Genomic DNA, 22,867 nt, shown 5'->3' on the forward strand with positions numbered 1-22,867 from the left:
ATCGAAGGAGATGGCAGTGAACGACCACCGCACCTCAGCACGAGCAGTGTCCGATGACCCGGAGTACGCGGCGAATCTGCGCCGCGCGACGCTCGCGTCCAGCATCGGCAGCGCGCTCGAATACTTCGACTTCGCGCTCTACGGGCTCTCGACGGCGTTGATCTTCAACGTCCTGTTCTTCCCGCAGGACGACCCCGCGATGGCCACGGTCGCTGCGTTCGCGACCTTCGGCGTCGGCTTCCTCGCACGGCCGTTCGGCGGCCTGTTCTTCGGTGTCCTGGGCGACAAGCTCGGGCGCAAGTGGGTCCTGGTCGCCACGATCGTCCTGATGGGCGGGGCGTCGACCGCGATCGGTCTGCTGCCCACCTACGAGGCGATCGGGCTCTGGGCCCCCATCCTGCTGGTGCTGATGCGCCTCCTGCAGGGCTTCGGCGCGGGGGCCGAGCAGGCGGGCGCGACAGTGCTGATGGCCGAGTACGCGCCGGTCAAGCGCCGTGGGTTCTTCTCGGCCCTGCCGTTCGTCGGCATCCAGGCCGGCACCCTGCTCGCCGCGGTCGTGTTCGGGCTGATCACGCTGCTCCCCGAGGACCAGCTGTTGAGCTGGGGATGGCGCGTGCCGTTCCTCGCCTCGTTCGCACTGATCCTCCTCGCCCTGTTCATCCGGATGCGGTTGCGCGAGACGCCGACCTTCATCGAACTCGAGAAGCACGAGCAGATCGCCGACCGCCCCATCAAGGAGATCTTCACGCACGGGCTCCCCGGCGTCATCGTCGGCATCGGTCTGCGGATGGCCGAGAACGGCGGCTCCTACATGTTCCAGACCCTCGGTCTCGCCTTCTTCGTCACCGTGGTCGGCGATAGCGCGGACAAGAGCCTGCTCACCTGGGGTGTCACCCTCGGGTCGCTGATCGGCGTCTTCTCGGTCCCGTTCACCGGACACCTCTCCGACCGCTTCGGGCGTCGCACGGTCTATCGCTTCGGAGCGGTCTTCATGCTCGTCTACACGTTCCCCGCGTGGTGGCTGCTGTCGCTCGGCAACTACGCCGTGGCCATCGGCGTGATCGCGATCGGCATCGGCGTGGCCGTGAACTCCATGCTCGGACCGCAGTGCGCCATGCTCCCCGAGCTCTTCGGCAACCGTCACCGCTACCTGGGTGTGGCGATGGCCCGCGAGATCTCGGCCGTGCTCGCCGGTGGTCTCGCCGGTGTGCTCGTTGCGTACCTCATCGCGGTGAGCGACGGGAACTGGGTGCTCCTGGCGATCTACATGGCGGTGCTCGCCCTCATCACGACGGCATCGACGTTCCTCGCTCCCGAGACGCTGCGCCGCGATCTCACCCGCGTCGACGACGCGATCAAGGTATCCCGCGAAGAGGGTGGCGACGACGTCTTCGCCACGACGGTGTCGATCAAGGCCGTGGGACGGTGAGCGTGCTGCCTGCGGGCCTCGCCCTCTTCGACCTCGGCGGCCGCGCGGCGCTCGTGACCGGATCGAGCCAGGGCATCGGCCGGACGCTCGCGGAAGGACTCGCCGGAGCGGGTGCGACCGTGGTGGTGCACGGGCGCGACGCCGAGAAAGCGGCGGCGGCTGCGCGCGAGATCGCGCAGGCCACCGGAGCCGTGGTCCACAGCGTCGTCTTCGACGTCACCGACGCCGCGGCGGTGGATGCGGGGATGCACGAGGTCGAGCAGATCGTCGGCACGCCCGACATCCTCGTGAACAACGCCGGAGTCCAGCGGCGGGCGCCGATCGCGGAGTTCGCGGACGAGGACTGGGATGCGCTCGTGCAGACCAACCTCTCCAGCGTGTTCCACCTGTCTCGCCGCGTCGCGGCCGGCATGATCGCCCGCGGTTCGGGGAAGATCATCCAGATCGGCAGCGTGCAGTCGCAACTCGCCCGTCCGTCGATCGCCGCGTACGCGGCGACCAAGGGCGCGATCGTGATGTTCACGAAGGGGCTCTGCGCCGACCTCGCCCCGCACGGCATCCAGGCCAACGCCATCGCTCCCGGCTACTTCGCGACCGCCCTCACGCAGCCACTCGTCGAGGACGAGGAGTTCTCGTCATGGGTCCGCGGACGCACTCCGGCCGGACGCTGGGGAGACACCCGCGACCTGGTCGGCGCCCTGCTCTTCCTGGCCGGCGGTGCGAGCGATTTCGTCAACGGCCAGACGCTCTTCGTCGACGGCGGAATGACGGCGGTCGTCTGATGCGTCTCGGTCGAGTCGCGTCCGCAGCAGGCCCCCGCTGGGTGCGTGAGACGCCCGATGGGCTCATCCCGGTCTCCGACCCGTTCCTCGCGTTCGCGGAGGGCCGCGCCCCGGATGATGAGGGTGACGCCATTGCCGGAACCGTCGTCGCTCCCGTCGATCCGCTCGTCATCGTCGGCATCGCCCAGAACGGTCCGGGCCACGTCTCGCCGGTGCAGGCATGGCTCAAGAGTCCGCGCACCGTGATCGGAAGCGGTGCGGAGGTCGTGCTGCGGCGCGATGCGGGCGCCCCGGTGGCCGAGGGCGAGATCGCCGTCGTGATCGGCCGGACGACGCACGGATTGACGGCCCGGAACGCGCACGAGTACGTTCTCGGCGTCACGGCAGTGAACGATCTCTCCAGCCCCGACCGCGCGAGCGTCGATCCGCGCAACTTCGAGTCCAAGTCGGGGGAGGGGTACACGCCCCTCGGTCCGTGGATCGACACCGAGGTGGGGATCGACGATGTCGACCTCGATGTCGAGGTCGACGGGCTCCTCGTCGCCCGGACGGGGAGCAGGGAGCTGCCGATGGCGATCCGCGAATGCCTCGCCTACGTCGCCGCGTGGTCCGTTCTGGGACCCGGCGACGTGGTGATGACCGGTGCTCCGCATTCGCAGGCGCCGGTGCGACCCGGCCAGCGCGTGACGATCCGGGTGGCCGGAGTCGAACTGGTCACGGCGTTCGTCTGACCGAGGAGGAGACCTGGTGGACAATCTCGCCGTGGTGGCCCACGCCGCCGAAGATCTGCGCATCGACGACATCGGCGCTCCCGCGCCCCACACCGACGAGGCGGTCATCGACATCGCCTACGGGGGAATCTGCGGCTCCGACCTGCACTACTTCCGGCACGGCGCGGCCGGGGCCTCGGTGCTGCGCGAGCCGATGATCCTGGGTCACGAGGTCTCAGGTGTCGTGGCCGTCGCCGCGGCGGACGGCTCGGGTCCCGCCGTCGGAACCTCGGTGGCCGTGCACCCGCTCACCGCGTACGGCGACGAGCGCACGCCTTGGCCGTCCGATCAGCCGAATCTCGCGCCGGCATCGACGTACCTCGGCTCGGCGATGCACCTGCCGCACACGCAGGGTGCATTCGCACGGCGCGCTGCGATGCCCACGCGCATGCTGCATCCCCTGCCCGCGGGTCTCGATCTCAGAACCGCCGCGCTGGCCGAGCCCGCGGCCGTCGCCTGGCATGCCCTGCAGCGAGCCGGCGAGGTGCGCGGGCGCCGTGTCGTCGTCATCGGCGCCGGCCCGATCGGTCAGCTGGTCGCCGCTGTCGCCCAGCGCGGCGGCGCGGCGTCCGTGACCGTCACAGACCTGCAGCAGCGTCCGCGTGAGATCGCCGAGGCGCGCGGTATCCGAGCGATCGATGCCAGGGCCGAGGCGGAGATCGCCGAGCTCCACGCCGACATCGTGGTCGAGTCCAGCGGTACCGTGCCCGGACTCGCGGCCGCGGTCTCGGCGGCGATCCGCGGCGGGACGGTCGTGCTGCTCGGCCTACAGCGTGGGGGAGACGTGCCGGCCCCTCTGGCCACGGCCATCACCCGCGAATTGACGCTTCGCGGCTCGTTCCGCTTCGGCGACGAGTTCGACGACGTCATCGCCGCGCTCGCCGACGGCAGCCTGGACGTCCGCGGTATCATCAGCGAGGTGCTGCCCGTCGAGCGTTCTCACGATGCCTTCGCGCTGGCAGCCGATCCCGCGAGCTCCTGCAAGGTGCTCATCGACTTCGGCCTGGAGATATGAGTGTGCGCATCGTCGTGATGGGTCCCAGCGGCTGCGGCAAGTCCACGGTCGGCGCAGCGCTCGCCGAGAGCATCGGTGCGCGCTTCATCGACGGCGACGACCTGCATCCGCTGACGAACGTCGAGAAGATGGCCGCCGGCATCCCGCTCGACGATGGGGACCGGATGCCGTGGCTTCGCACCGTCGGAGCGGCGCTCCACGGCGAGGATCGGATCGTCATCGCCTGCTCCGCGTTGCGCCGCCGTTACCGGGACGCGATCCGCGAGGAGGCGCCGGACGCGTTCTTCGTGGAGCTGGTGGTCGAGCGCGCCACGCTGGAGGCGCGCCTGACGCAGCGCGCAGAGCACTTCATGCCCGCGTCGCTGCTGGATTCGCAGTTGGAGACCCTGGAGTCGCTGCAGGACGATGAGAACGGGATCCGGGTCTCGGCGTCACTGGCTCTGGACGAGGAGCTGCGCCTCATCCGCGATGCGGTGCAGGCGCCGGCGGCCTGAACCGCAGTCAGTCCCTCTGGACCGCACTCAGTCCTTACGGTAGCTCGAGCGCCCCATGGCGAACAGAGCGAAGAACGACGTGACGGCGGCGCACACGGTCATGGCGCCGATCAGCCAGAGGATTGCGTGCGAGAGGAAGGCGCCGTCGAGCATGGGGGTTCTCCGTGTTCTGCAGAAAAGGACCGGTGTCCTCAGCCTATCGGGTCATCCGGTACCATTGAGGCTGTACCTCGGCGAGGGATGCTTCTGCGCGTGCGCGTTCATCCGTTATCGACGCGGCGAAGCAAGCCCGGTGGCTTTCCTCCTGCGTCAGCGAGTTCGACAATTCCAAGACCACCGCGCGGCGCCTTCGCTGCGTGCCCCGAAGGAGAACCCCATGTCTGAAGACACCAAGGTCCAGGCCGAGCTCCGCGAGAGCTTCGGCAAGGGCTTCGCCCGCCGCCTCCGCGCCGCCGGCAAGATCCCCGCCGTCATCTACGGCCACGGCACCGAGCCGGTGCACGTCGCGCTGCCGGGCCACCAGGTCTCGCTCATCATCCGTCGCGCCAACGCGCTGCTCGAGCTCGACATCGAGGGCAAGGGCCAGCTCGCCCTCGTCAAGGACGTCCAGCGCGACCCGGTGCACCAGATCATCGAGCACATCGACCTGCTCGTCGTGAAGAAGGGCGAGAAGGTCGCCATCGACGTGCCGATCGTCGTCACGGGCGAGTCGGCTGCCGGCACCATCGTGAACCTCGACGCGACCACGCTGTCGATCGAGGCCGAGGCCACGCACATCCCGCAGAACATCGAGGTCTCGGTCGAGGGCCTGGAAGAGGGCGCGCACATCACCGGTGCCGACGTGAAGCTTCCCAAGGGCTCCACGCTGCTCTCCGACCCCGAGGTCCTCGTCGTCGCGATCTCCGTCCCGGCCGCACCGACCGAGGATGACGAGGCCGAGGTCGAGGGCGAGGCCACCGAGGCAGCCGAAGAGGCCGCCGCGGAGTGATCTCCGGCTGATTCATCACAGAGGGGACGCGATCCGATCGCGTCCCCTCTGTCGTATCCAGACCGAGGCTTCGCGGCCCGAGGAGTGAGAGGACGACGACATGGCATCCACCTGGCTCGTGGTGGGGCTCGGCAACCCCGGCCCGCGATATGAGGCCACCCGTCACAACATCGGGCAGATGGTGGTCGACGAGCTGGCCTCGCGACGCAGCGAGGCGTTCCGCGAGCACAAGGGCGGAGCGCGCGTCGTCGAGACATGGCTGCGTCCTGGCGCGGACAAGCTCGTGCTGGCCAAGCCGAACACCTTCATGAACGTCTCGGGCACGCCGGTCGCAGCGTTGGCGCGCTTCTACTCGGTGCCCGCCGAGCAGGTCGTGGTCGTGCACGACGAACTCGACATCCCCTTCGACACGGTCAAGCTCAAGATCGGTGGAGGGCACGGGGGCCACAACGGCGTGCGCGATATCGCCCGGGCTCTCGGCTCGGCGGAGTTCCCCCGGGTGCGTGTGGGGATCGGCCGTCCGGTCGGCCGCCAGGACCCCGCCGACTGGGTGCTGTCACCCTTCGGCAAGGAGGAACGGCCGAACCTGCCGATCCTCATCGACGATGCGGCCGACGCGGTCGAACTCCTCGTCGGAGAAGGACTCCTCGCGGCGCAGCAGAAGCATCACGCACCGCGCTGACGCGGCGCTGACCCGCTTCCGAGGCCCCGCGAGCGTCGTCAGGACGAGTAGGTCGCGAAGCCGGCGGCGCCGCCGGCCGCAAGAGCGGCGACCAGCACGGTGAAGAAGATGACCGCGCCGAGCACGGCGACGATGATTGCCGCGATACCGGTGCCGCGGCCCCGGCGCTTGGCGATGGCGACGATGCCGAGCACGATCGCGGCGATCCCGAGGATGGTGCCGATCCAGAAGGACAGCTCGGCCCAGAGAACCTGATCGCGCGCGGGGGAGAGCACGCTGAGATCTTCGGTCGTGGTCGTCGTGACACCCTGCGGGAGGACGCGTCCGATCTCGAAGGCGGCGATGCCGACGACGATGGGGGCGACGACCGCGGCGAGGAGCGCGAGGACCAGCGAGATCGTGCCGAGCAGCCCCGAGGGGCGGACCGTGGTGTCGGGGGCCGTGTAGGCGCCCGCCGGGGCGGCATAGCCGCCGACGGGGACCTGGTAGGCGCCCGGAGGCGCTGCCGGATACGCGGCAGCCGGCGCGTTCGGCGCTGTCACGTAGGGCGGTGCGACAGGATACGTCGGCGCTGCGGCGGGATAGCCGGGGGCTGCCGGAGGCGGCACTGCGCCGAAAGGAGCTTCCGGCACCGGCGGAACCGTCGTCGCGGGCGGTGCCGGCGGCGCGGAGGGCGCGGCACCGGAAGGGGGAGGCAGCTGCGGATCAGTCACGTCCCCCATCCTAGGGCGCGGCTCAGACGCGCCGGAGGAGCCCCACGCGGTCGTACACGTTCGACAGGGTGGCGTCGGCGACGGCGTCCGCGCGTCCGGCGTTCTCCGCCAGGATGCGGTCGAGTTCGGCGGGATCGTCGAGCAGTTCGAGCGCACGCGCGCGCACCGGCTCGAACTCGTTGACGACGACCTCGGCGAGGCCCTTCTTGAAGTCGCCGTAGCCGCGACCCGCGTACTCGTCCTCGATCGCTGCGACCTGGCGACCGCTGAGCGCCGCGTAGATCGTGAGCAGGTTCGAGACGCCGGGCTTGTTCTCCCGGTCGAAGCGCACGGAGCCCTCGTTGTCGGTCACCGCCCGCATGATCTTCTTCGCCGACTTCGCGGGGTCGTCGAGCATCCACAGGACCCCCGCGTCGCTCTCCGCCGACTTCGACATCTTGGCGGTCGGGTTCTGCAGGTCGTAGATGCGCGCGGTCTCCTTCTGGATGACCGGCATCGGCACCGTGAAGGTCTCGCCGAAGCGGGAGTTGAAGCGCTCGGCGAGATCACGGGTGAGTTCGACGTGCTGCTTCTGGTCGTCGCCCACCGGCACCACATCGGTCTGGTAGAGCAGGATGTCGGCGGCCATGAGGACCGGATACGTGAACAGGCCGACGCTGGTTGCATCGGCTCCGTACCGCGACGACTTGTCCTTGAACTGCGTCATCCGGCCGGCCTCGCCGAAACCGGTGATCGTGCTGAGGATCCAGGCGAGCTCGGCGTGCGCGCGCACGTGGGACTGCACGTACAGGGTCGACAGTGACGGCTCGATACCCGCGGCGATGTACTGCGCGGCGGTGCGACGCGTCTTCTCACGGAGCTCGGCCGGGTCTTGAGCGACCGTGAGCGCGTGCAGGTCGACGACCGAGAAGTACGCATCGTAGGAGCTCTGCAGGTCTCGCCACTGGAGCAGCGCGCCGATGTAGTTGCCGATCTGGAGGGAGTCGGCGGAGGGCTGCATTCCGGAGTAAAGGCGAGGCTTCGTCACACCCTCAATCCTATGGGGTGCGTGCGCGGCCCTTACGATGGGCGCATGACGCGGGAATCCAGGGGTGCCGTCTTCCTCGCCGCGCTCGGCGACGACGCGGAGCGGCTGCACCCGGAGATCCTCGCGCAGATGCGGATCGAGGCCGAGAGCGACAGTGCCGAGGGCGTGTTCGCCGTGGCCGGCAGCAGGTTCGGCCGACTCACCGCCCTGGCACTCCCGGTGGTGGGTCCGGGCCTGCTCGTCACGCGTTTCGCCCGCGATGTCCCGTTCCGGATCCACACCGTCGCCGGCCGGTCGAGTTCGGGGCGGGCGACCCTCGCCGCCACGAGGGAGTTCCGGTTCTCGGGGACGACTCAGCGCATCACGGATCGGCTCACGGCGACCGCCCGCCCCGGGATCGTGCATAACGTCCTGGGGGCCCGCGGGCGGGTGGAGATGCTCGAAGAGTGTTCCGTCACGGCGGAGGGGGCTCTGCGGATGCGCTCCCGCGCGGTCGCCCTCCGCATCGGCGGGCGCCGGATCACGCTCCGCGGCATCCTGCGCCTCGATGTCGACCTCGTCGACGGCTGGGACGAGGCGGAGAAGCATCGCACCATAGTGATGCGGGCCACGAGTCCTCTGCTCGGGACGGTCCTCGAGTATCGCGGTTGGTACCGCTACGCGGCTTCCCCCGCGGTTCCCGACGACGCCGCCGGACCCCGTCAGTACGAGTAGTCGACGACGACCGGAGCGTGGTCGCTCCAGCGCTGATCGTAGGCCGCCGCGCGGGCAACGTGATAGGTCGTGACGCGTTCGGCGAGTGCCGGTGTCGCGAGGTGATAGTCGATGCGCCACCCCGAGTCGTTGTCGAAGGCCTGGCCGCGCATCGACCACCACGTGTACGGGCCGTCGATCTCGCCGTGGAACCGGCGGCCCACGTCGACCCAGCCGAGACCGGTGCCGATCGTGCCGTCGACAGCGGTGACCTCCGCCCCCGACTCGCCGAGGAAGCGGTCGAAGTAGGCACGTTCGCGGGGCAGGAACCCGGCCTTCTTGCGGTTGCCGCGCCAGTTCTTGATGTCGAGCTCGCGGTGCCCGACGTTCAGGTCGCCGGTCACGAGCGCGAGTGCGCCGCCGGCCCCGAGCTCGCCGAGCCGCGTGCCGAACGCGTCGAGGAACTTCCACTTCTCGTCCTGCTTCGGGGTGTCGGCCTCGCCGGAATGCACGTACGCGCTCACGACGGTCAGCGGGCGGTCGCCGATCACGAAGTCCGCCTCGATCCAGCGGCCCTTGGAGTCGAAGTCCTCCGGCCCGAACTCGGTGCGCGAAGCGATGGCCGGCGTGCGGCTCGCGATGGCGACGCCCGCGCGCCCCTTGGCGGTGGCCTCGTCATGGACGAACGACCAGCCGGGCAGCGCGGCTTCCAGGTGCTCGTCCTGTCCGCGGACTTCCTGCAGCGTGAGGATATCGACCCCGGCCTCGTCGAGCCAGGTGCTCATCCCGTTGCGAGCCGCCGCTCGGATCCCGTTGACATTGACCGTGGCGATACGCAGATGGGGCATGGGAACAAGCCTAACGAGCGTCGCCGACATCCCGGGACGGGCGGTGCAGGTCGGCGATGAGGCGCTGCGCGAAGGGGGTGGGCGATGCCACGGGCGGGGGAGGAGAGGCTTCGAGAGCCGCGAGCTCGTTCTCCGCAGCGCGCAGGGCTCGTCCGGCAGTCCACGCGCTGAACCAGGGTGCGGCGTCGCGGGCCTCACGAGCCTCTCGCACGCGGATCCGGGCCGCGGTGAGCAGGGTCTCGTACTCGATCAATCGGCGCTCCGCCTCGGTCTGCTCGAGCAGCGGCTGGTCCCGGTCCTGCGCGGCGACCGCGATCCACGAGGAGGCCACCAGCATCACGACCCCGTTCACGCGGAACCACAACAGGAGGCCGATGAAGATGGCGAAGGTCGCGAGCAGCGGATTCGAGGGGGTGTAGCTCAGGAGGAAGCCGGCTCCGTACTGGAGCACGGTCATCGCGCCCCCGCCGAGAAGGGCGCCGGGCCAGATGGTCCGCCACTCCAGCGACGTTCCCGTGAGAAAGCGGACCATGGCCGCCAGCGCTGTCGACATCAGGGCGAAGGAGACGATGACGGTCGCGATGCGGATGCCGAGGTTCAGTCCGTCCGAGCCGGAATCCCATCCGAGCAGACTGAGGAGCCAGCTGAGCACCGCGGCACTGGCGGAGCTGAGGAGCGAGCCGACGATCAGCGAGACGCCGAAGATCAGAGCCGCGAGCAGGTCGCGGGCCTTCAGGATGACGTAGCTGCGCCGGTCCGGTGGAAGACCGAAGATGTCCCTGGTCGCGCGCCGGGAGAACGTCACCCAGCCGATGGCCGTCCAGATGACGGTTCCGAGGGCGATCAGGCCGGTGACGCCGAGGACGTTGGCCGTGCTCGCGGCGACGTCCTGCACCTGCTCCGGGGTGAAGACGCCGCCCTCGGGGAGGATCAGGTTGGGGATGTAGCTGTTGATCATGTCGATCAGCCCGTTGACGGCTTCCTCGCTGCCGCCGAGCCAGAGGCCGGCGATCGCGAACGCGAGGTAGATCGCCGCGAAGATCGCGAACAGCGCCTGATAGCTCACCCCCGCCGCGAGAAGGAATCCGTTGTGCTGCAGGAAGTGCCGCCAGACCCGGACGGGGAACAGGGCGAGGGTCTTCTGCGTCAGCGCGGTCGCGCGCTCCACGGCCGCATCGAGGCGACCGGGCTCGGCCGCGGAGCCATCGGGTTCAGACACGTTCCCACCCTATCCAAGCACCGCGCGATGCGAGAGCAGCCGGAGACGCGAGAACAGGGGGACACGCGAGAACAGGCGGTCCCCGATGGGAACCGCCTGTTCTCGGATGATCGCCTGACGCGGCGTGTCAGGGACGACCGCGAAGTACTGCCTGCTTGACCTCGGCGATGGCCTTGGTGACCTCGATGCCACGCGGGCAGGCCTCGGAGCAGTTGAAGGTCGTGCGGCAGCGCCACACGCCTTCCTTGTCGTTGAGGATGTCCAGACGCACAGCCGCGTTGTCGTCGCGGGAGTCGAAGATGAAGCGGTGCGCGTTGACGATGGCGGCCGGGCCGAAGTACTGGCCGTCGGTCCAGAACACAGGGCACGACGAGGTGCACGCGGCGCACAGGATGCACTTGGTGGTGTCGTCGAAGATCTCGCGGTCGGCGATCGTCTGGACGCGCTCCTTGCCCTTCTCCGGGACGGAGCTGGCGACGAGGAACGGCTGCACCTCGCGGTACGACGCGAAGAACGGCTCCATGTCGACGACGAGGTCCTTCTCGAGCGGCAGACCCTTGATCGCCTCGACGTAGATCGGCTTCGAGATGTCGAGGTCCTTGATCAGCGTCTTGCAGGCCAGGCGGTTGCGGCCGTTGATGCGCATGGCGTCGGAGCCGCAGATGCCGTGCGCGCACGAGCGGCGGAAGGTCAGCGAGCCGTCGACCTCCCACTTGATCTTGTGCAGCGCGTCGAGGACGCGGTCGGTGGAATACAGCTCCACGTCGTAGTCGACCCAGTGCGGCTCCGCGTCGACCTCCGGGTCGAACCGGCGGATGTTGAACGTGACGATGAAGGACTGGATGCCGGTCTCTGCGGTCGTGTCCGCGGGTGCTTCGGCGATGGCGTTCGACATGCTCAGTACTTCCTCTCCATCGGCGGGTAGTTCAACTCGCCCTGATCGTTCTTCGTGAAGACGACGGGCTTCCAGTCGAGCTTGATGTGGTCGCTCGGGGTCGACGAGTGCGGGTCGCCCGTGAGGTAGGCCATGGTGTGCTTCATGTACTTCTCGTCGTCGCGCGTCGGGAAGTCGTCGCGCATGTGGCCGCCGCGGCTCTCCTCCCGGTTCTGCGCGGCGTAGACGACGACCTCGGCGATGTCGAGCAGGAAGCCCAGCTCGACGGCCTCGAGCAGGTCGGTGTTGAACCGCTTGCCCTTGTCGTCGACGTGCACGTTCTTGTAGCGCTCACGCAGCTCGGCGATCACGCCCAGCACGTGCTGCAGCGAGTCGTGGGTGCGGAACACCTGCGCGCCCTTGTCCATCTCGTCCTGCAGCGTCTTGCGCAGCACGGCGATCCGCTCGGTGCCCTGGTTGTTGCGCAGGTCCTCGAGCATCCCGGAGACGAAGCCGGCGGGGTTCTCGGGCAGCGGGACGAACTCGGCCGTCTTGACGTACTCGACGGCGTTGCGGCCACTGCGCTTTCCGAACACATTGATGTCGAGCAGCGAGTTGGTGCCGAGACGGTTCGCGCCGTGCACCGAGACGCAGGCGCACTCGCCGGCGGCGTACAGTCCGGGGACGACCGTGTCGTTGTCGGCCAGGACCTCGCCGTTGTTGTTCGTCGGGATGCCGCCCATGGCGTAGTGCGCGGTCGGCATCACCGGGACCGGCTCGACGACCGGGTCGACACCGAGGTACGTGCGGGCGAATTCCGTGATGTCGGGGAGCTTGGTCTCGAGGACTTCGGCGCCCAGGTGTGTGCAGTCCAGCAGCACGTAGTCCTTGTGGGGGCCGGCGCCGCGGCCTTCCGCGACCTCCTGCACCATGCAGCGGGCGACGATGTCACGCGGAGCGAGGTCCTTGATGGTCGGGGCGTAGCGCTCCATGAACCGCTCGCCGGAGGCGTTGCGCAGGATCGCGCCCTCGCCTCGTGCGCCCTCGGTGAGGAGGATGCCGAGACCTGCGAGTCCGGTCGGATGGAACTGGAAGAACTCCAGGTCCTCGAGCGGGAGGCCCTTGCGCCAGACGATGCCGACGCCGTCGCCCGTGAGGGTGTGCGCGTTGGAGGTCGTCTTGAAGATCTTTCCGAAGCCGCCGGTAGCGAAGATCACGGCCTTGGCCTGGAACACGTGCAGCTCACCGGTCGAGAGGTCGTACGCGACGACGCCCGACACCTGGGTCTTGCCGTCGGCGTCCTTCACCGTCAGCAGGTCGAGCACGTAGAACTCGTTGAAGAAGTTGATGCCGAGCTTGACGCAGTTCTGGAACAGCGTCTGCAGGATCATGTGGCCGGTGCGGTCGGCGGCGTAGCAGGCGCGGCGGACCGGGGTCTTGCCGTGCTCCGCGGTGTGCCCGCCGAAGCGGCGCTGGTCGATCTTGCCCTCGGGCGTGCGGTTGAAGGGGAGACCCATGTTCTCGAGGTCGATGACCGCCTCGATGGCCTCCTTCGCGAGGATCTCCGCCGCGTCCTGGTCGACGAGGTAGTCGCCGCCCTTGACGGTGTCGAACGTGTGCCACTCCCAGGAGTCCTCTTCGACGTTCGCGAGGGCTGCCGCCATGCCGCCCTGCGCCGCACCGGTGTGCGAGCGCGTCGGGTACAGCTTGGAGATCACGGCGGTCTTCGCCCCGGGGCCGGCCTCGATGGCCGCCCGCATGCCGGCGCCACCGGCACCCACGATCACGATGTCGAACTGGTGGTAGTGCACGCCGTCACGGACGACGGAATCCTGCGTCTCGGTAGTCACTTCTTCTTAGCCTTCTTCTCAGTTCCCGACCAGGGCGGCGCATTCGGTCCACAGGACGCTGTCCTCGGTCACACCCAGGCACGGGTCGAACGTGAAGACGACGAGCGTGCCGAGGATGATGAGCAGGCCGGCGGCGAGCCCCAGGGCCCAGGTGAGGGCCTTCCGGGCGGTGGTGTTCGTGACGTAGTCGTTCACGATCGTGCGCATGCCGTTGGCGCCGTGGATCAGGGCGAGCCACAGCATCAGCACGTCCCACCACTGCCAGAACGGCGTGGCGAACTTGCCGGCGATGAATGCGAAGTCGAGGGCGTGGATGCCCTCGCCGACCATGAGGTTGACGAAGAGGTGGCCGAAGATCAGCACGACGAGCACGATGCCCGATGCGCGCATGAAGACCCAGCCCCACTTCTCGAGGTTGACTCCGCGTCGGCGGCGAGCCGGGGCGGCGATGGTCTGCGCGGTCATCAGTGTCCCCCTCCGAACCCGGCGAACGCGAGCATCAGGTGGCGGGGCACGAAGCCGGCCATGATGATGCCCCACACCAGCAGCACGCCCCAGAAGAGCTGCCGCTGGTACTTGGCGCCCTTCGACCAGAAGTCGACGGCGATGATGCGCAGGCCGTTCATCGCGTGGAACACGATGCCGGCCACGAGCACGACCTCGCCGAGCGCCATGACGGGGTTCTTGTACGTGCCGATCACGGCGTTGTATGCCTCCGGCGAGACCCTGATGAGTGCCGTGTCGAGCACGTGCACCAACAGGAAGAAGAAGATGGCGACTCCGGTGATGCGGTGAAGCACCCACGACCACATGCCTTCGCGGCCCCGATAAAGGGTGCCGCGGGGGGTCTTGGACGTGGTTTCCGAAATCGACGGTGTCAAGCGAGCGCTCGTGGACACGGTCGTCCTCCCTGATCGATGTGCGTCGGTCGCATGCGCTGCTCTCGTTCAAGTGTGAGCCTGTCGAAGTCAGGCACGCCCGATCGGTGTCCATCCTATTCCTGTCCGAAGACGGGGAGCGACGAAGGGGAGCCTAAGTATCTCGATGTCGAGATGTCTCCTCGGGCTACCCTGGCAGGGTGAGCGCACCCATCAAGGATTTCTACGCAGTGATTCCCGCCGGCGGCATCGGCAGCCGCCTCTGGCCGCTCTCCCGTGCGGACGCACCCAAGTTCCTGCACGACCTCACGGGGTCGGGCCATTCGCTGCTCCGCGATACCTGGGACCGGCTGGAGCCGCTCAGCGGATCCGACCGGATCGCCGTGGTCACCGGCCGTGCGCACCGCGCCGCGGTCGAAGCCGAGCTGCCGGGCATCGCCGACCTCAACGTGTTCCTGGAGTCGGAGCCGCGGGAGTCCGCCGCCGCGATCGGACTCGCCGCCGCGATCCTGCACCGGCGCGAGCCCGATGTGATCATCGGCTCGTTCAGTGCCGACCACGTGATCCGCAGCACCCGAGTGTTCGAGTTCGCGGTGCGCGACGCCGTCGAGGTCGCCCGCGAGGGATACATCTGCACCATCGGCATCTCGCCCACCGAGCCCGCGATCGGCTTCGGTTACATCAAGAAGGGTCCGGAGCTGGTCGTCGACGGCGCGCGCGAGGCCGCCCTCGTCGAGAGCTTCGTCGAGAAGCCCGACCTGGAGACGGCGAAGGGGTACCTCGCCGATCGCGACTATCTGTGGAACGCCGGCATGTTTATCGCGAAGGCGAGTGTGCTGCTGGAGGAACTCGCCGCGAACGAACCCGAGCTGCACGCAGGGCTGCTCGAACTCGCCGAGGCCTGGGACGACCGCGAGCTGCGCGGTCCTGCGGTGGACCGCATCTGGCCGCGCCTGAAGAAGATCGCCATCGACTACGCGGTAGCGGAGCCCGCTGCCCTCCGCGGACGGCTCGCCGTCGTCCCCGGTCATTTCGATTGGGACGATGTGGGGGACTTCGCCTCGCTGACCAAGCTCATCAACAACGGACGCAAGAACGACCTCGCCGTGCTCGGGCCGAACGCGCGCGTGCTCACCGACGGCGCGAGCGGGATCCTCGTCAGCCAGACGTCGCGAGTGATCAGTCTGGTGGGCGTCCAGGACATCGTCGTGGTCGACACCCCCGACGCGCTCCTGGTCACCACCGTGGAGCACGCGCAGCGCGTGAAGGGTGTGGTCGAGTCCCTGAAGCTCACCGGTCGCGGGGACGTGCTCTGAGGAGTGCGCCGATGAGCAGGGCGTCACGCTCATCGGGTGGCTTGATTTCAGCTTTGTAACCTTTGGCCAGCGCATCCGCTGCGCACGTGCGCAAAAGACGAAACAGTAGGTAACTTTGATCGATCCGCGATGGCCGCGGTTTCGTTGAGGGAGGCATCAGTTGACCATCTCCACCACCAAGAAGCTGCTCGGCGCGACCGTCGCCGCGGGCGTCATCTTCGCGCTCGCCGGTTGCGGCCAGGCGCCGACCGACAAGCCCGAGGGCTCCGAGAAGCCGGTCGACTCCGACTTCCTTCCCTGCCTCATCTCCGACGCGGGCGGCTGGAACGACAAGTCGTTCAACCAGTCGGCCAAGGAGGGCATGGACAGCGCGGCTGACGAGCTCGGCATCAAGCCCCTCGAGTTCGAGTCGGCGAACGACAACGACTACGCCCCGAACCTCGAGACCGCGGTCTCCGAGGGCTGCTCGCTCATCGTCGCGGTCGGCTTCAAGCTCTCCGCAGCCACGGTCGAGTCCGCGCTCGCGAACCCCGAGATCGACTACGCGATCATCGACGACTACGCCGACAACGACTTCGACGGCACCACCGATGCTCCGAACATCAAGCCCCTCGTCTTCGACACCGCGCAGGCGGCCTACCTCGGCGGCTACGCCGCGGCAGCATGGTCCGCGCAGAGCGGCGTGAACAAGGTCGGCACCTTCGGCGGAATGCAGATCCCGTCGGTCGCCGTGTTCATGGACGGCTACCAGCTCGGCGTCGACAAGTACAACGAGGACAAGTCGGCCGCGGTCGAGGTCTTCGGCTGGGATGCCGCGACGCAGAAGGGCTCGTTCACGGGCGGCTTCGACGCGAACGACACCGCCAAGCAGACCGCGCAGGGCGTGCTCGACCAGGGCGTCGACGTCATCCTCCCGGTCGGCGGCCCCGTCTACCAGAGCGCGGCTGCGGCGATCACCGACAGCGGCAAGGACACGCTGATGCTCGGCGTCGACAGCGACCTCGCTGTGGCTGACCCGAACGTGGCCGGCATGACGCTGGTCTCGATCATGAAGGCGATCGACGTCGCCGTGCACGACGCCACCGTCGCGGCTGCCGCCGGCGAGTTCGACGCAGCGCCGTACGTCGGCACGCTCGAGAACGAGGGCGTCAAGCTCTCCGGCTTCGGCGACTTCGAGGGCGACCTGCCCGAGGGCCTGGTCGACGAGCTGGCCGAGCTGCAGAAGCAGATCATCGCCGGTGACATCACGGTGGAGTCCGAGAACTCCCCGTAAGTCGTAACCGGTCCAGCACGGGGCGAGTGGTGAGCAGGCTGCCACTCGCCCCGTGCCGTGGACGGACGATGATTCTCCTGGATGACTCTTCTGGATAACTCTTCTGGATAAGGTGCAGATATGAAGCTCGAACTTCGCGGCATCACCAAGCGATTCGGTAGCCTCGTGGCCAACGACCACATCGATCTGGTGGTCGAGCCGGGGGAGATCCACGCGCTCCTCGGTGAGAACGGCGCAGGCAAGTCAACGCTCATGAACGTCCTCTATGGCCTGTACCAGGCCGATGAGGGAGAGATCCTCCTCGATGACGAGGTGCAGCGCTTCCGCGGTCCCGGTGATGCGATGGCTGCAGGGATCGGCATGGTGCACCAGCACTTCATGCTCGTCCCGGTCTTCACGGTGGCCGAGAACGTGATGCTCGGTCACGAGCAGACCAAGGCCCTCGGCACGCTCGACATCGCGAAGGCGCGAGAGCACGTGCGGTCGGTGGCGTCCCGATTCGGCTTCGACATCGACCCGGATGCACTCGTGGGCGACCTGCCCGTCGGCGTGCAGCAGCGGGTCGAGATCATCAAGGCCCTGTCGCGCGACGCGAGGGTGCTCGTCTTCGACGAGCCGACGGCGGTGCTCACCCCGCAGGAGACCGATGAGCTCATGAACATCATGCGTCAGCTGCGCGACGAGGGCACGGCGATCGTGTTCATCACGCACAAGCTGCGCGAGGTGCGCGAGGTGGCCGACAAGATCACCATCGTCCGCCTCGGCAAGGTCGTCGGCGAGGCATCTCCCACCGCGACCAACGCGGAGCTCGCCTCCCTCATGGTCGGTCGCGCGGTCGAACTGACCGTGCACAAGGACCCGCCCCGCCTGGGCGAGGGCGGTTTCGAAGTCAAGGGACTGCGCGTTCTTACACCCACGGGCGCGATCGTCGTCGATGGTGTCGACCTCGCCGTCCGACCGGGTGAGGTCCTCGCGATCGCCGGTGTGCAGGGCAACGGCCAGACCGAGCTGGTGGAGGCCATCGTCGGCCTCGCCGCCCGCGTCGAGGGCAGCATCGTGCTCGACGGCAAGGAGCTCGTGGGCAAGAGCGTGCGCGCCATCCTCGACGCCGGTGTCGGCTTCGTCCCGGAAGACCGGACGGAGGACGGCCTGGTCGCCGGCTTCTCGGTCGCGGAGAACCTCATCCTCGACCGCTCGGACGACCCGGCATTCAGCCGTGCCGGCACGCTGCGCCGTTCGGCGCTCGACGAGTTCGCCCGCGCCCGCATCACCGAGTACGACATCCGCACGCAGGGGCCGGAGACTCCGGCCGGCACGCTGTCGGGCGGCAACCAGCAGAAGGTCGTCATCGCCCGGGAGATGAGCCGTGACCTGCGGCTCCTCGTCGCCGCGCAGCCGACCCGCGGCGTGGACGTCGGCTCGATCGAGTTCATCCACAAGCGCATCATCGAGACGCGCGATGCGGGCATCCCCGTGATCGTCGTCTCCACGGAGCTCGACGAGGTCGCAGCTCTCGCCGACCGGATCGCGGTCATGTACCGCGGCACCATCGTCGGCATCGTCCCCGGCGACACGCCTCGGGAGACACTCGGACTCATGATGGCCGGAGCGGCCGAAGGGGAGGTGGCCGCGTGAGCGGAGCGACGCCCGGCGCAGGAGATGTGACCAAGGGGATCCCGCCGCAGGAGCTCGCGACGAGCACCGGCACCGTCCCGCGCGACCCCTCCGACGTGCCGCCGCCTCCGCGCGGGAACGTCATCCTCAAGGAGATCCTCCGCGGCAACGCCGTCACCACGATCCTCGCGATCGTCCTGGCGCTCATCGTGGGCGGCATCCTCATCGCCTTCACGAACGAAGACGTGCAGACGGCCTCCGTGTACTTCTTCGCGCAGCCGGGCGACACCTTCGTCGCCGCCTGGAACGCGGTGTACAACGGCTACGAGGCACTCTTCCGCGGGGCGATCTTCAACGCCCGCGGCGCGGACTTCGCAGCTCAGATCCGCCCGCTGACGAACACCCTCGGCTTCGCGGCACCGCTGATCGCGGCCGGTCTCGGCGTCGCGCTCGCGTTCCGCGTCGGCCTGTTCAACATCGGTGCCCGTGGCCAGATGCTCATCGGTGTCGCGGTCGCGGCACTGCTGACGTTCTCCCTCGACCTGCCGATCTGGCTGCACATCCCCGTCACGCTGATCGCCGGCATCGCCGGCGGTGCGCTCTGGGGCGCCATCGCGGGACTCATCAAGGCGCGCACCGGTGCGCACGAGGTGATCCTCACGATCATGCTCAACTACATCGCGTACTACCTGCTGCTGTGGATGATCCGCACGCCGGGCCTGCTGCAGAAGCCGGGCACCAACCAGGCCCTCGGATCGGCGACGCCGCAGAGCGCGCAGTTCCCGACCCTGCTCGGCCCGCAGTTCCCCCTCCTCGATCTCGGCTTCGTGATCGTGATCGTGGCGACCCTGTTCGTGTGGTGGCTCATCGAGCGTTCGTCGCTCGGCATGCGGATGCGCGCCGTGGGTGAGAACCCGCACGCCGCGCGCGCCGCCGGCATCAGCGTGCAGCGCATCTACGTCTACGCCATGCTCTTCGCGGGAGGGCTCGCGGGTCTCGCCGGCATGAACCAGATCCAGGGGGCCGTCACCACCGGCGTCACCGAGACGATCGACGCCGGCATCGGCTTCGACGCGATCACGGTCGCCCTCCTCGGACGCAGCCGCGCCTGGGGCACGTTCGCGGCCGGCATCCTGTTCGGGGCGCTCAAGGCGGGCTCGTTCTCGATGCAGGCGCAGGACATCCCGGTCGACATCGTGCTCGTGGTGCAGTCCCTCGTGGTGCTGTTCATCGCGGCGCCGCCGCTGCTGCGCACGGTGTTCTTCCTTCCGAAGACCGATGCGGAGAAGGCGGCCAAGGCCAGAGCCAAGGCCGCGAAGAAGGCGGTGATGGCATGATGTCCCTCGTTCAGACCCAGGCCGCCGACGGCACGGTGCAGCTCGCGACGGTCAAGGAGCGGCACCTCAAGGCGCCGATCGTCCTCGCCGCGGCGACCGCGCTGCTGGCGCTGCTGTTCCTCGCGGTGCCGCGGACGGGCACCAGCACCTTCCGCCTCTCCGACCAGTCCTCGGCACTCTCGCTGCCCGACGTGGCCCTGCCGACCGCCTCGACCTTCTGGGTGGTGTTCGGCATCCTGGTGGTCCTCACGGTCGGAGCCTTCCTCCGGGCGTGGACCTACCGCAAGCCCTCACTGTGGCTGGTCGTCGCCTACGGCGTGCTCGCCGTCTTCGCGTTCCTCGTCTGGGCGTCCGCCGGGGGGCTCGTGCCCGTCACGAGCCTGCTGTTCGGAGCGGTGTCGCTGTCGGTGCCGCTCGTGTTCGGTGCGCTGGGCGGCGTCATCGGCGAACGTGCCGGTGTCGTGAACGTCGCGATCGAGGGGCAGCTCCTGCTCGGCGCCTTCTCCGCCGCTCTGCTCTCGAGCATCACCGGGAACCCGTTCGTCGGTCTGATCGGCGCGATGGTGGGCGGCGTGCTGGTGGCCAGCGTGCTGGCCGCATTCGCCATCAAATACCTCGTCGAGCAGGTGATCGTCGGTGTCGTGCTCAACGTGCTGGTCACGGGCCTCACCGGCTTCCTCTACGGAGCTCTGCTCGCACCGAACGAGGCGACCCTGAACACCCCGGTCCGGTTCCCGCGCGTCGAGATCCCGGTGCTCAGCGACATCCCGATCATCGGACCGGTCCTGTTCAACCAGACGTTCATCGGGTACCTGATGTTCATCACCGTCGCCGTGGTGGCGTGGGGGCTGTACCGCACCCGCTGGGGTCTGCGGCTTCGTGCCGTCGGCGAGCACCCGCAGGCCGCCGACACCGTCGGCATCAAGGTGAACCCGACCCGGTTCTGGAACGTGCTGCTCGCAGGTGCGATCGCCGGTATGGGCGGCGCGTACTTCACCCTCGTCTCGGTGCCGCAGTTCGGCAAGGACATGACGGCGGGGCTCGGCTTCATCGCCCTCGCCGCTGTGATCTTCGGCCGCTGGGACCCGATCCGCGCCACGCTGGCCGCGCTGTTGTTCGGCTTCGCGACCAACCTGCAGAACCTGCTGTCGATCCTGAAGACGCCGATCCCGGGTGAGTTCATGCTGATGCTGCCGTACCTGGTCACGCTGCTCGCCGTCGCCGGATTCGCCGGGCAGATCAAAGCGCCCGCCGCCGACGGCAAGCCCTACATAAAGTCCTAGCCCGGTCGGAAGAGGAAAGCATCGCAATGACAGACATCGACTGGGATGAACTGCGCCAGGTCGCCACGGATGCGATGACGAAGGCGTACGCGCCGTACTCGCGCTATCGCGTGGGGGCGGCGGCGCTCGTCGGCGACGGTCGCATCGTCGCCGGCTGCAACGTCGAGAACGCCTCGTACGGAGTCACGCTGTGCGCCGAGTGCGCCCTCGTCGGGGATCTGCACATGTCGGGCGGCGGCCAGCTCGTCGCCTTCGTGTGCGTGAACAACGACGGGCAGACGATCATGCCGTGCGGCCGCTGCCGGCAACTGCTGTTCGAGCACGCCATGCCGGGCATGCTGCTGGAGACCGTCTCCGGCATCCGCACGATCGACGAGGTGCTGCCCGATGCGTTCGGGCCGCGCGCCCTTCGACAGGCTCAGGGACCAGAAGGAGAAGCACGATGACTGTTGAGCCCTTCGACGCGGTGGACGTGATCCGCGCCAAGCGCGACGGCGGTGCGGTCCCCGAGGCGGCGCTCCGGTGGATGATCGACGCGTACACCCGCGGCTACGTCTCCGACGCGCAGATGGCCTCGTTCGCGATGGCGATCTTCCAGCGCGGGATGGAGCGCGATGAGATCCGAGTGCTGACCGACGCCATGATCGCGTCGGGGGAGCGGATGAGCTTCGCCTCCCTCGGCAAGAAGACCGTCGACAAGCACTCCACCGGCGGCGTCGGCGACAAGATCACCCTGCCGCTCGCCCCGCTGGTCGCGTCGTTCGGCGTCGCCGTCCCGCAGCTCAGCGGCCGCGGACTCGGACACACCGGCGGCACGCTCGACAAGCTCGAGTCGATCCCCGGGTGGCGTGCCGCCCTCAGCAACGAGGAGATGTTCGCGCAGATGCAGGGCGACGTCGGTGCGGTCATCTGCGCGGCGGGCTCGGGCCTCGCACCCGCCGACAAGAAGCTGTACGCCCTCCGCGACGTCACCGGCACGGTCGAGGCGATCCCGCTGATCGCGTCGAGCATCATGTCGAAGAAGATCGCCGAGGGCACTGACGCGCTCGTGCTCGACGTGAAGTTCGGCTCCGGCGCCTTCATGCAGGACATCGACCGCGCCCGGGAGCTCGCGCGGACGATGGTTGCGCTCGGCACCGACTCCGGCGTGGCGACCACCGCGCTCCTCACCGACATGAACGTGCCGCTCGGACTCGCGATCGGCAACGCCAACGAGGTCCGCGAATCCGTCGAGATCCTCGCCGGCGGCGGTCCCGCCGATGTCCGCGAGCTGACCCTCGCCCTGGCGCGGGAGATGCTCGCCCTCGCCGGACAGCCGGATGCCGACGTGGAGGCCGCGCTCGACGAGGGCCGGGCGATGGACACCTGGAAGGCGATGATCCGCGCCCAGGACGGCGACCCCGATGCGGCGCTGCCGACCGCGCGGGAGACGCACGTCGTGACGGCCCCGGCGGATGGCGTGATCACGCGCATGGATGCGCTGCCGTTCGGCATCGCCGCCTGGCGACTCGGAGCCGGGCGCGCCAGGGCCGAGGATCCGGTGATCTTCGAGGCGGGGATCGACCTGCACGCCAAGCCCGGTGACCGCGTCGTCGCGGGGCAGCCGCTGTTCACGCTCTCCGCCGCCGACGATGCGCGGTTCGGCCGAGCACTCGACGCCCTCGACGGCTCGTGGGAGATCGGCGACGAGGCTCCGGCAACCGGTCCCATCGTGCGCGAGCGCATCACGGCGTGAGCTGCGACCGCTAGCCTGAACTGAGCACATCCGCGACCGAGAGGATC

24 protein-coding genes are annotated in these 22,867 nt (G+C 68.6%); 15 read left to right on the plus strand and 9 right to left on the minus strand.

Annotated elements, in window-relative coordinates; translation table 11 throughout:
* The first annotated feature begins 10 nt into the window (after positions 1 to 10).
* The 5 genes from ACFC14_RS17830 to ACFC14_RS17850 are packed head-to-tail and all read left to right on the plus strand — an operon-like array spanning position 11 to position 4,490.
* Complete coding sequence (locus ACFC14_RS17830) at positions 11 to 1,429, plus strand: MFS transporter (RefSeq protein ID WP_376107616.1); 1,419 nt, start codon at positions 11 to 13, stop codon at positions 1,427 to 1,429.
* Positions 1,426 to 2,211, plus strand: a complete 786-nt coding sequence (locus ACFC14_RS17835; protein WP_376107619.1) for an SDR family NAD(P)-dependent oxidoreductase — start codon at positions 1,426 to 1,428, stop codon at positions 2,209 to 2,211. Before ACFC14_RS17830 ends, ACFC14_RS17835 begins: the two co-directional genes overlap by 4 nt.
* Positions 2,212 to 2,252: 41 nt before the next feature.
* The gene (locus ACFC14_RS17840) at positions 2,253 to 2,942 is read left to right on the plus strand and encodes a fumarylacetoacetate hydrolase family protein (protein ID WP_376107622.1); all 690 of its coding nucleotides are present in this window, start codon (positions 2,253 to 2,255) and stop codon (positions 2,940 to 2,942) included.
* A 16-nt stretch (positions 2,943 to 2,958) separates the two neighbouring features.
* Positions 2,959 to 3,996: an alcohol dehydrogenase catalytic domain-containing protein gene (locus ACFC14_RS17845; protein WP_376107625.1), complete on the plus strand. Its 1,038-nt coding sequence runs from the start codon at positions 2,959 to 2,961 to the stop codon at positions 3,994 to 3,996.
* Positions 3,993 to 4,490 (plus strand): gluconokinase, encoded by a 498-nt coding sequence (locus tag ACFC14_RS17850; protein WP_376107628.1) that lies wholly within the window; start codon positions 3,993 to 3,995, stop codon positions 4,488 to 4,490. The genes ACFC14_RS17845 and ACFC14_RS17850 overlap by 4 nt, the downstream gene beginning before the upstream one ends.
* A 27-nt stretch (positions 4,491 to 4,517) precedes the next feature.
* On the opposite strand, the gene ACFC14_RS17855 is transcribed toward ACFC14_RS17850, so the two are convergent.
* Entirely contained in the window at positions 4,518 to 4,643 is a 126-nt protein-coding gene (locus ACFC14_RS17855; RefSeq protein ID WP_376107631.1) for a hypothetical protein, read from the minus strand.
* A gap of 223 nt (positions 4,644 to 4,866) precedes the next feature.
* Between ACFC14_RS17855 and ACFC14_RS17860 the strand changes: the two genes are divergently transcribed.
* Together ACFC14_RS17860 and pth are read left to right on the plus strand one after the other, a co-directional pair.
* A complete protein-coding gene (locus ACFC14_RS17860) occupies positions 4,867 to 5,478 on the plus strand; it encodes a 50S ribosomal protein L25/general stress protein Ctc (protein WP_376107634.1) in 612 nt (203 codons plus the stop codon).
* Between the two features lie 100 nt (positions 5,479 to 5,578).
* Positions 5,579 to 6,160, plus strand: coding sequence for an aminoacyl-tRNA hydrolase (gene pth / locus ACFC14_RS17865; RefSeq protein ID WP_376107637.1), 582 nt, complete (start codon positions 5,579 to 5,581; stop codon positions 6,158 to 6,160).
* A 38-nt stretch (positions 6,161 to 6,198) separates the two neighbouring features.
* On the opposite strand, the gene ACFC14_RS17870 is transcribed toward pth, so the two are convergent.
* Entirely contained in the window at positions 6,199 to 6,873 is a 675-nt protein-coding gene (locus ACFC14_RS17870; protein ID WP_376107640.1) for a hypothetical protein, read from the minus strand.
* Positions 6,874 to 6,895: 22 nt separating this feature from the next.
* Entirely contained in the window at positions 6,896 to 7,900 is a 1,005-nt protein-coding gene (gene trpS / locus ACFC14_RS17875; protein WP_376107643.1) for a tryptophan--tRNA ligase, read from the minus strand.
* A 45-nt stretch (positions 7,901 to 7,945) separates the two neighbouring features.
* Between trpS and ACFC14_RS17880 the strand changes: the two genes are divergently transcribed.
* On the plus strand, positions 7,946 to 8,614 hold the full coding sequence (locus ACFC14_RS17880; RefSeq protein ID WP_376107646.1) for a DUF4166 domain-containing protein: 669 nt from the start codon (positions 7,946 to 7,948) through the stop codon (positions 8,612 to 8,614).
* Here the strand turns inward: ACFC14_RS17880 and ACFC14_RS17885 are convergent.
* From ACFC14_RS17885 to sdhC, 6 genes are all read right to left on the minus strand, one after another.
* Positions 8,602 to 9,441 carry an exodeoxyribonuclease III gene (locus tag ACFC14_RS17885; protein WP_376107649.1) on the minus strand — a complete coding sequence of 280 codons (840 nt, stop codon included), beginning with the start codon at positions 9,439 to 9,441 and terminating at the stop codon, positions 8,602 to 8,604. The two genes, ACFC14_RS17880 and ACFC14_RS17885, sit on opposite strands and share 13 nt — an antisense overlap.
* A gap of 10 nt (positions 9,442 to 9,451) precedes the next feature.
* Positions 9,452 to 10,660 (minus strand): YihY/virulence factor BrkB family protein, encoded by a 1,209-nt coding sequence (locus tag ACFC14_RS17890; protein ID WP_376107652.1) that lies wholly within the window; start codon positions 10,658 to 10,660, stop codon positions 9,452 to 9,454.
* A gap of 127 nt (positions 10,661 to 10,787) precedes the next feature.
* A complete protein-coding gene (locus tag ACFC14_RS17895; protein WP_105710885.1) occupies positions 10,788 to 11,555 on the minus strand; it encodes a succinate dehydrogenase iron-sulfur subunit in 768 nt (255 codons plus the stop codon).
* A gap of 2 nt (positions 11,556 to 11,557) precedes the next feature.
* Entirely contained in the window at positions 11,558 to 13,384 is a 1,827-nt protein-coding gene (sdhA, locus tag ACFC14_RS17900; protein ID WP_091030825.1) for a succinate dehydrogenase flavoprotein subunit, read from the minus strand.
* An 18-nt stretch (positions 13,385 to 13,402) separates the two neighbouring features.
* Positions 13,403 to 13,849 carry a succinate dehydrogenase hydrophobic membrane anchor subunit gene (locus ACFC14_RS17905; RefSeq protein WP_301113129.1) on the minus strand — a complete coding sequence of 149 codons (447 nt, stop codon included), beginning with the start codon at positions 13,847 to 13,849 and terminating at the stop codon, positions 13,403 to 13,405.
* Entirely contained in the window at positions 13,849 to 14,283 is a 435-nt protein-coding gene (gene sdhC / locus ACFC14_RS17910; RefSeq protein ID WP_074731658.1) for a succinate dehydrogenase, cytochrome b556 subunit, read from the minus strand. Before sdhC ends, ACFC14_RS17905 begins: the two co-directional genes overlap by 1 nt.
* A 179-nt stretch (positions 14,284 to 14,462) precedes the next feature.
* On the opposite strand from sdhC, the gene ACFC14_RS17915 reads away from it, so the two are divergent.
* The 7 genes from ACFC14_RS17915 to ACFC14_RS17945 all read left to right on the plus strand — a co-directional run bounded on the left by ACFC14_RS17915 (position 14,463) and on the right by ACFC14_RS17945 (position 22,820).
* Positions 14,463 to 15,578 carry a mannose-1-phosphate guanylyltransferase gene (locus ACFC14_RS17915; RefSeq protein ID WP_376107658.1) on the plus strand — a complete coding sequence of 372 codons (1,116 nt, stop codon included), beginning with the start codon at positions 14,463 to 14,465 and terminating at the stop codon, positions 15,576 to 15,578.
* Positions 15,579 to 15,738: 160 nt separating this feature from the next.
* Positions 15,739 to 16,851, plus strand: a complete 1,113-nt coding sequence (locus ACFC14_RS17920; protein ID WP_376107661.1) for a BMP family protein — start codon at positions 15,739 to 15,741, stop codon at positions 16,849 to 16,851.
* Positions 16,852 to 16,971: 120 nt separating this feature from the next.
* Complete coding sequence (locus ACFC14_RS17925; protein WP_376107664.1) at positions 16,972 to 18,486, plus strand: ABC transporter ATP-binding protein; 1,515 nt, start codon at positions 16,972 to 16,974, stop codon at positions 18,484 to 18,486.
* A complete protein-coding gene (locus ACFC14_RS17930; RefSeq protein ID WP_136041528.1) occupies positions 18,483 to 19,802 on the plus strand; it encodes an ABC transporter permease in 1,320 nt (439 codons plus the stop codon). Before ACFC14_RS17925 ends, ACFC14_RS17930 begins: the two co-directional genes overlap by 4 nt.
* The gene (locus tag ACFC14_RS17935) at positions 19,802 to 21,085 is read left to right on the plus strand and encodes an ABC transporter permease (protein WP_376107943.1); all 1,284 of its coding nucleotides are present in this window, start codon (positions 19,802 to 19,804) and stop codon (positions 21,083 to 21,085) included. The genes ACFC14_RS17930 and ACFC14_RS17935 overlap by 1 nt, the downstream gene beginning before the upstream one ends.
* 20 nt (positions 21,086 to 21,105) lie before the next feature.
* Complete coding sequence (locus ACFC14_RS17940; protein WP_376107946.1) at positions 21,106 to 21,531, plus strand: cytidine deaminase; 426 nt, start codon at positions 21,106 to 21,108, stop codon at positions 21,529 to 21,531.
* Positions 21,528 to 22,820 (plus strand): thymidine phosphorylase, encoded by a 1,293-nt coding sequence (locus ACFC14_RS17945; RefSeq protein WP_376107668.1) that lies wholly within the window; start codon positions 21,528 to 21,530, stop codon positions 22,818 to 22,820. Before ACFC14_RS17940 ends, ACFC14_RS17945 begins: the two co-directional genes overlap by 4 nt.
* The last annotated feature ends 47 nt before the right edge of the window (positions 22,821 to 22,867 follow it).

This window comes from Microbacterium sp. NPDC055988 (genome assembly GCF_042269505.1).
Taxonomy (GTDB): domain Bacteria; phylum Actinomycetota; class Actinomycetes; order Actinomycetales; family Microbacteriaceae; genus Microbacterium.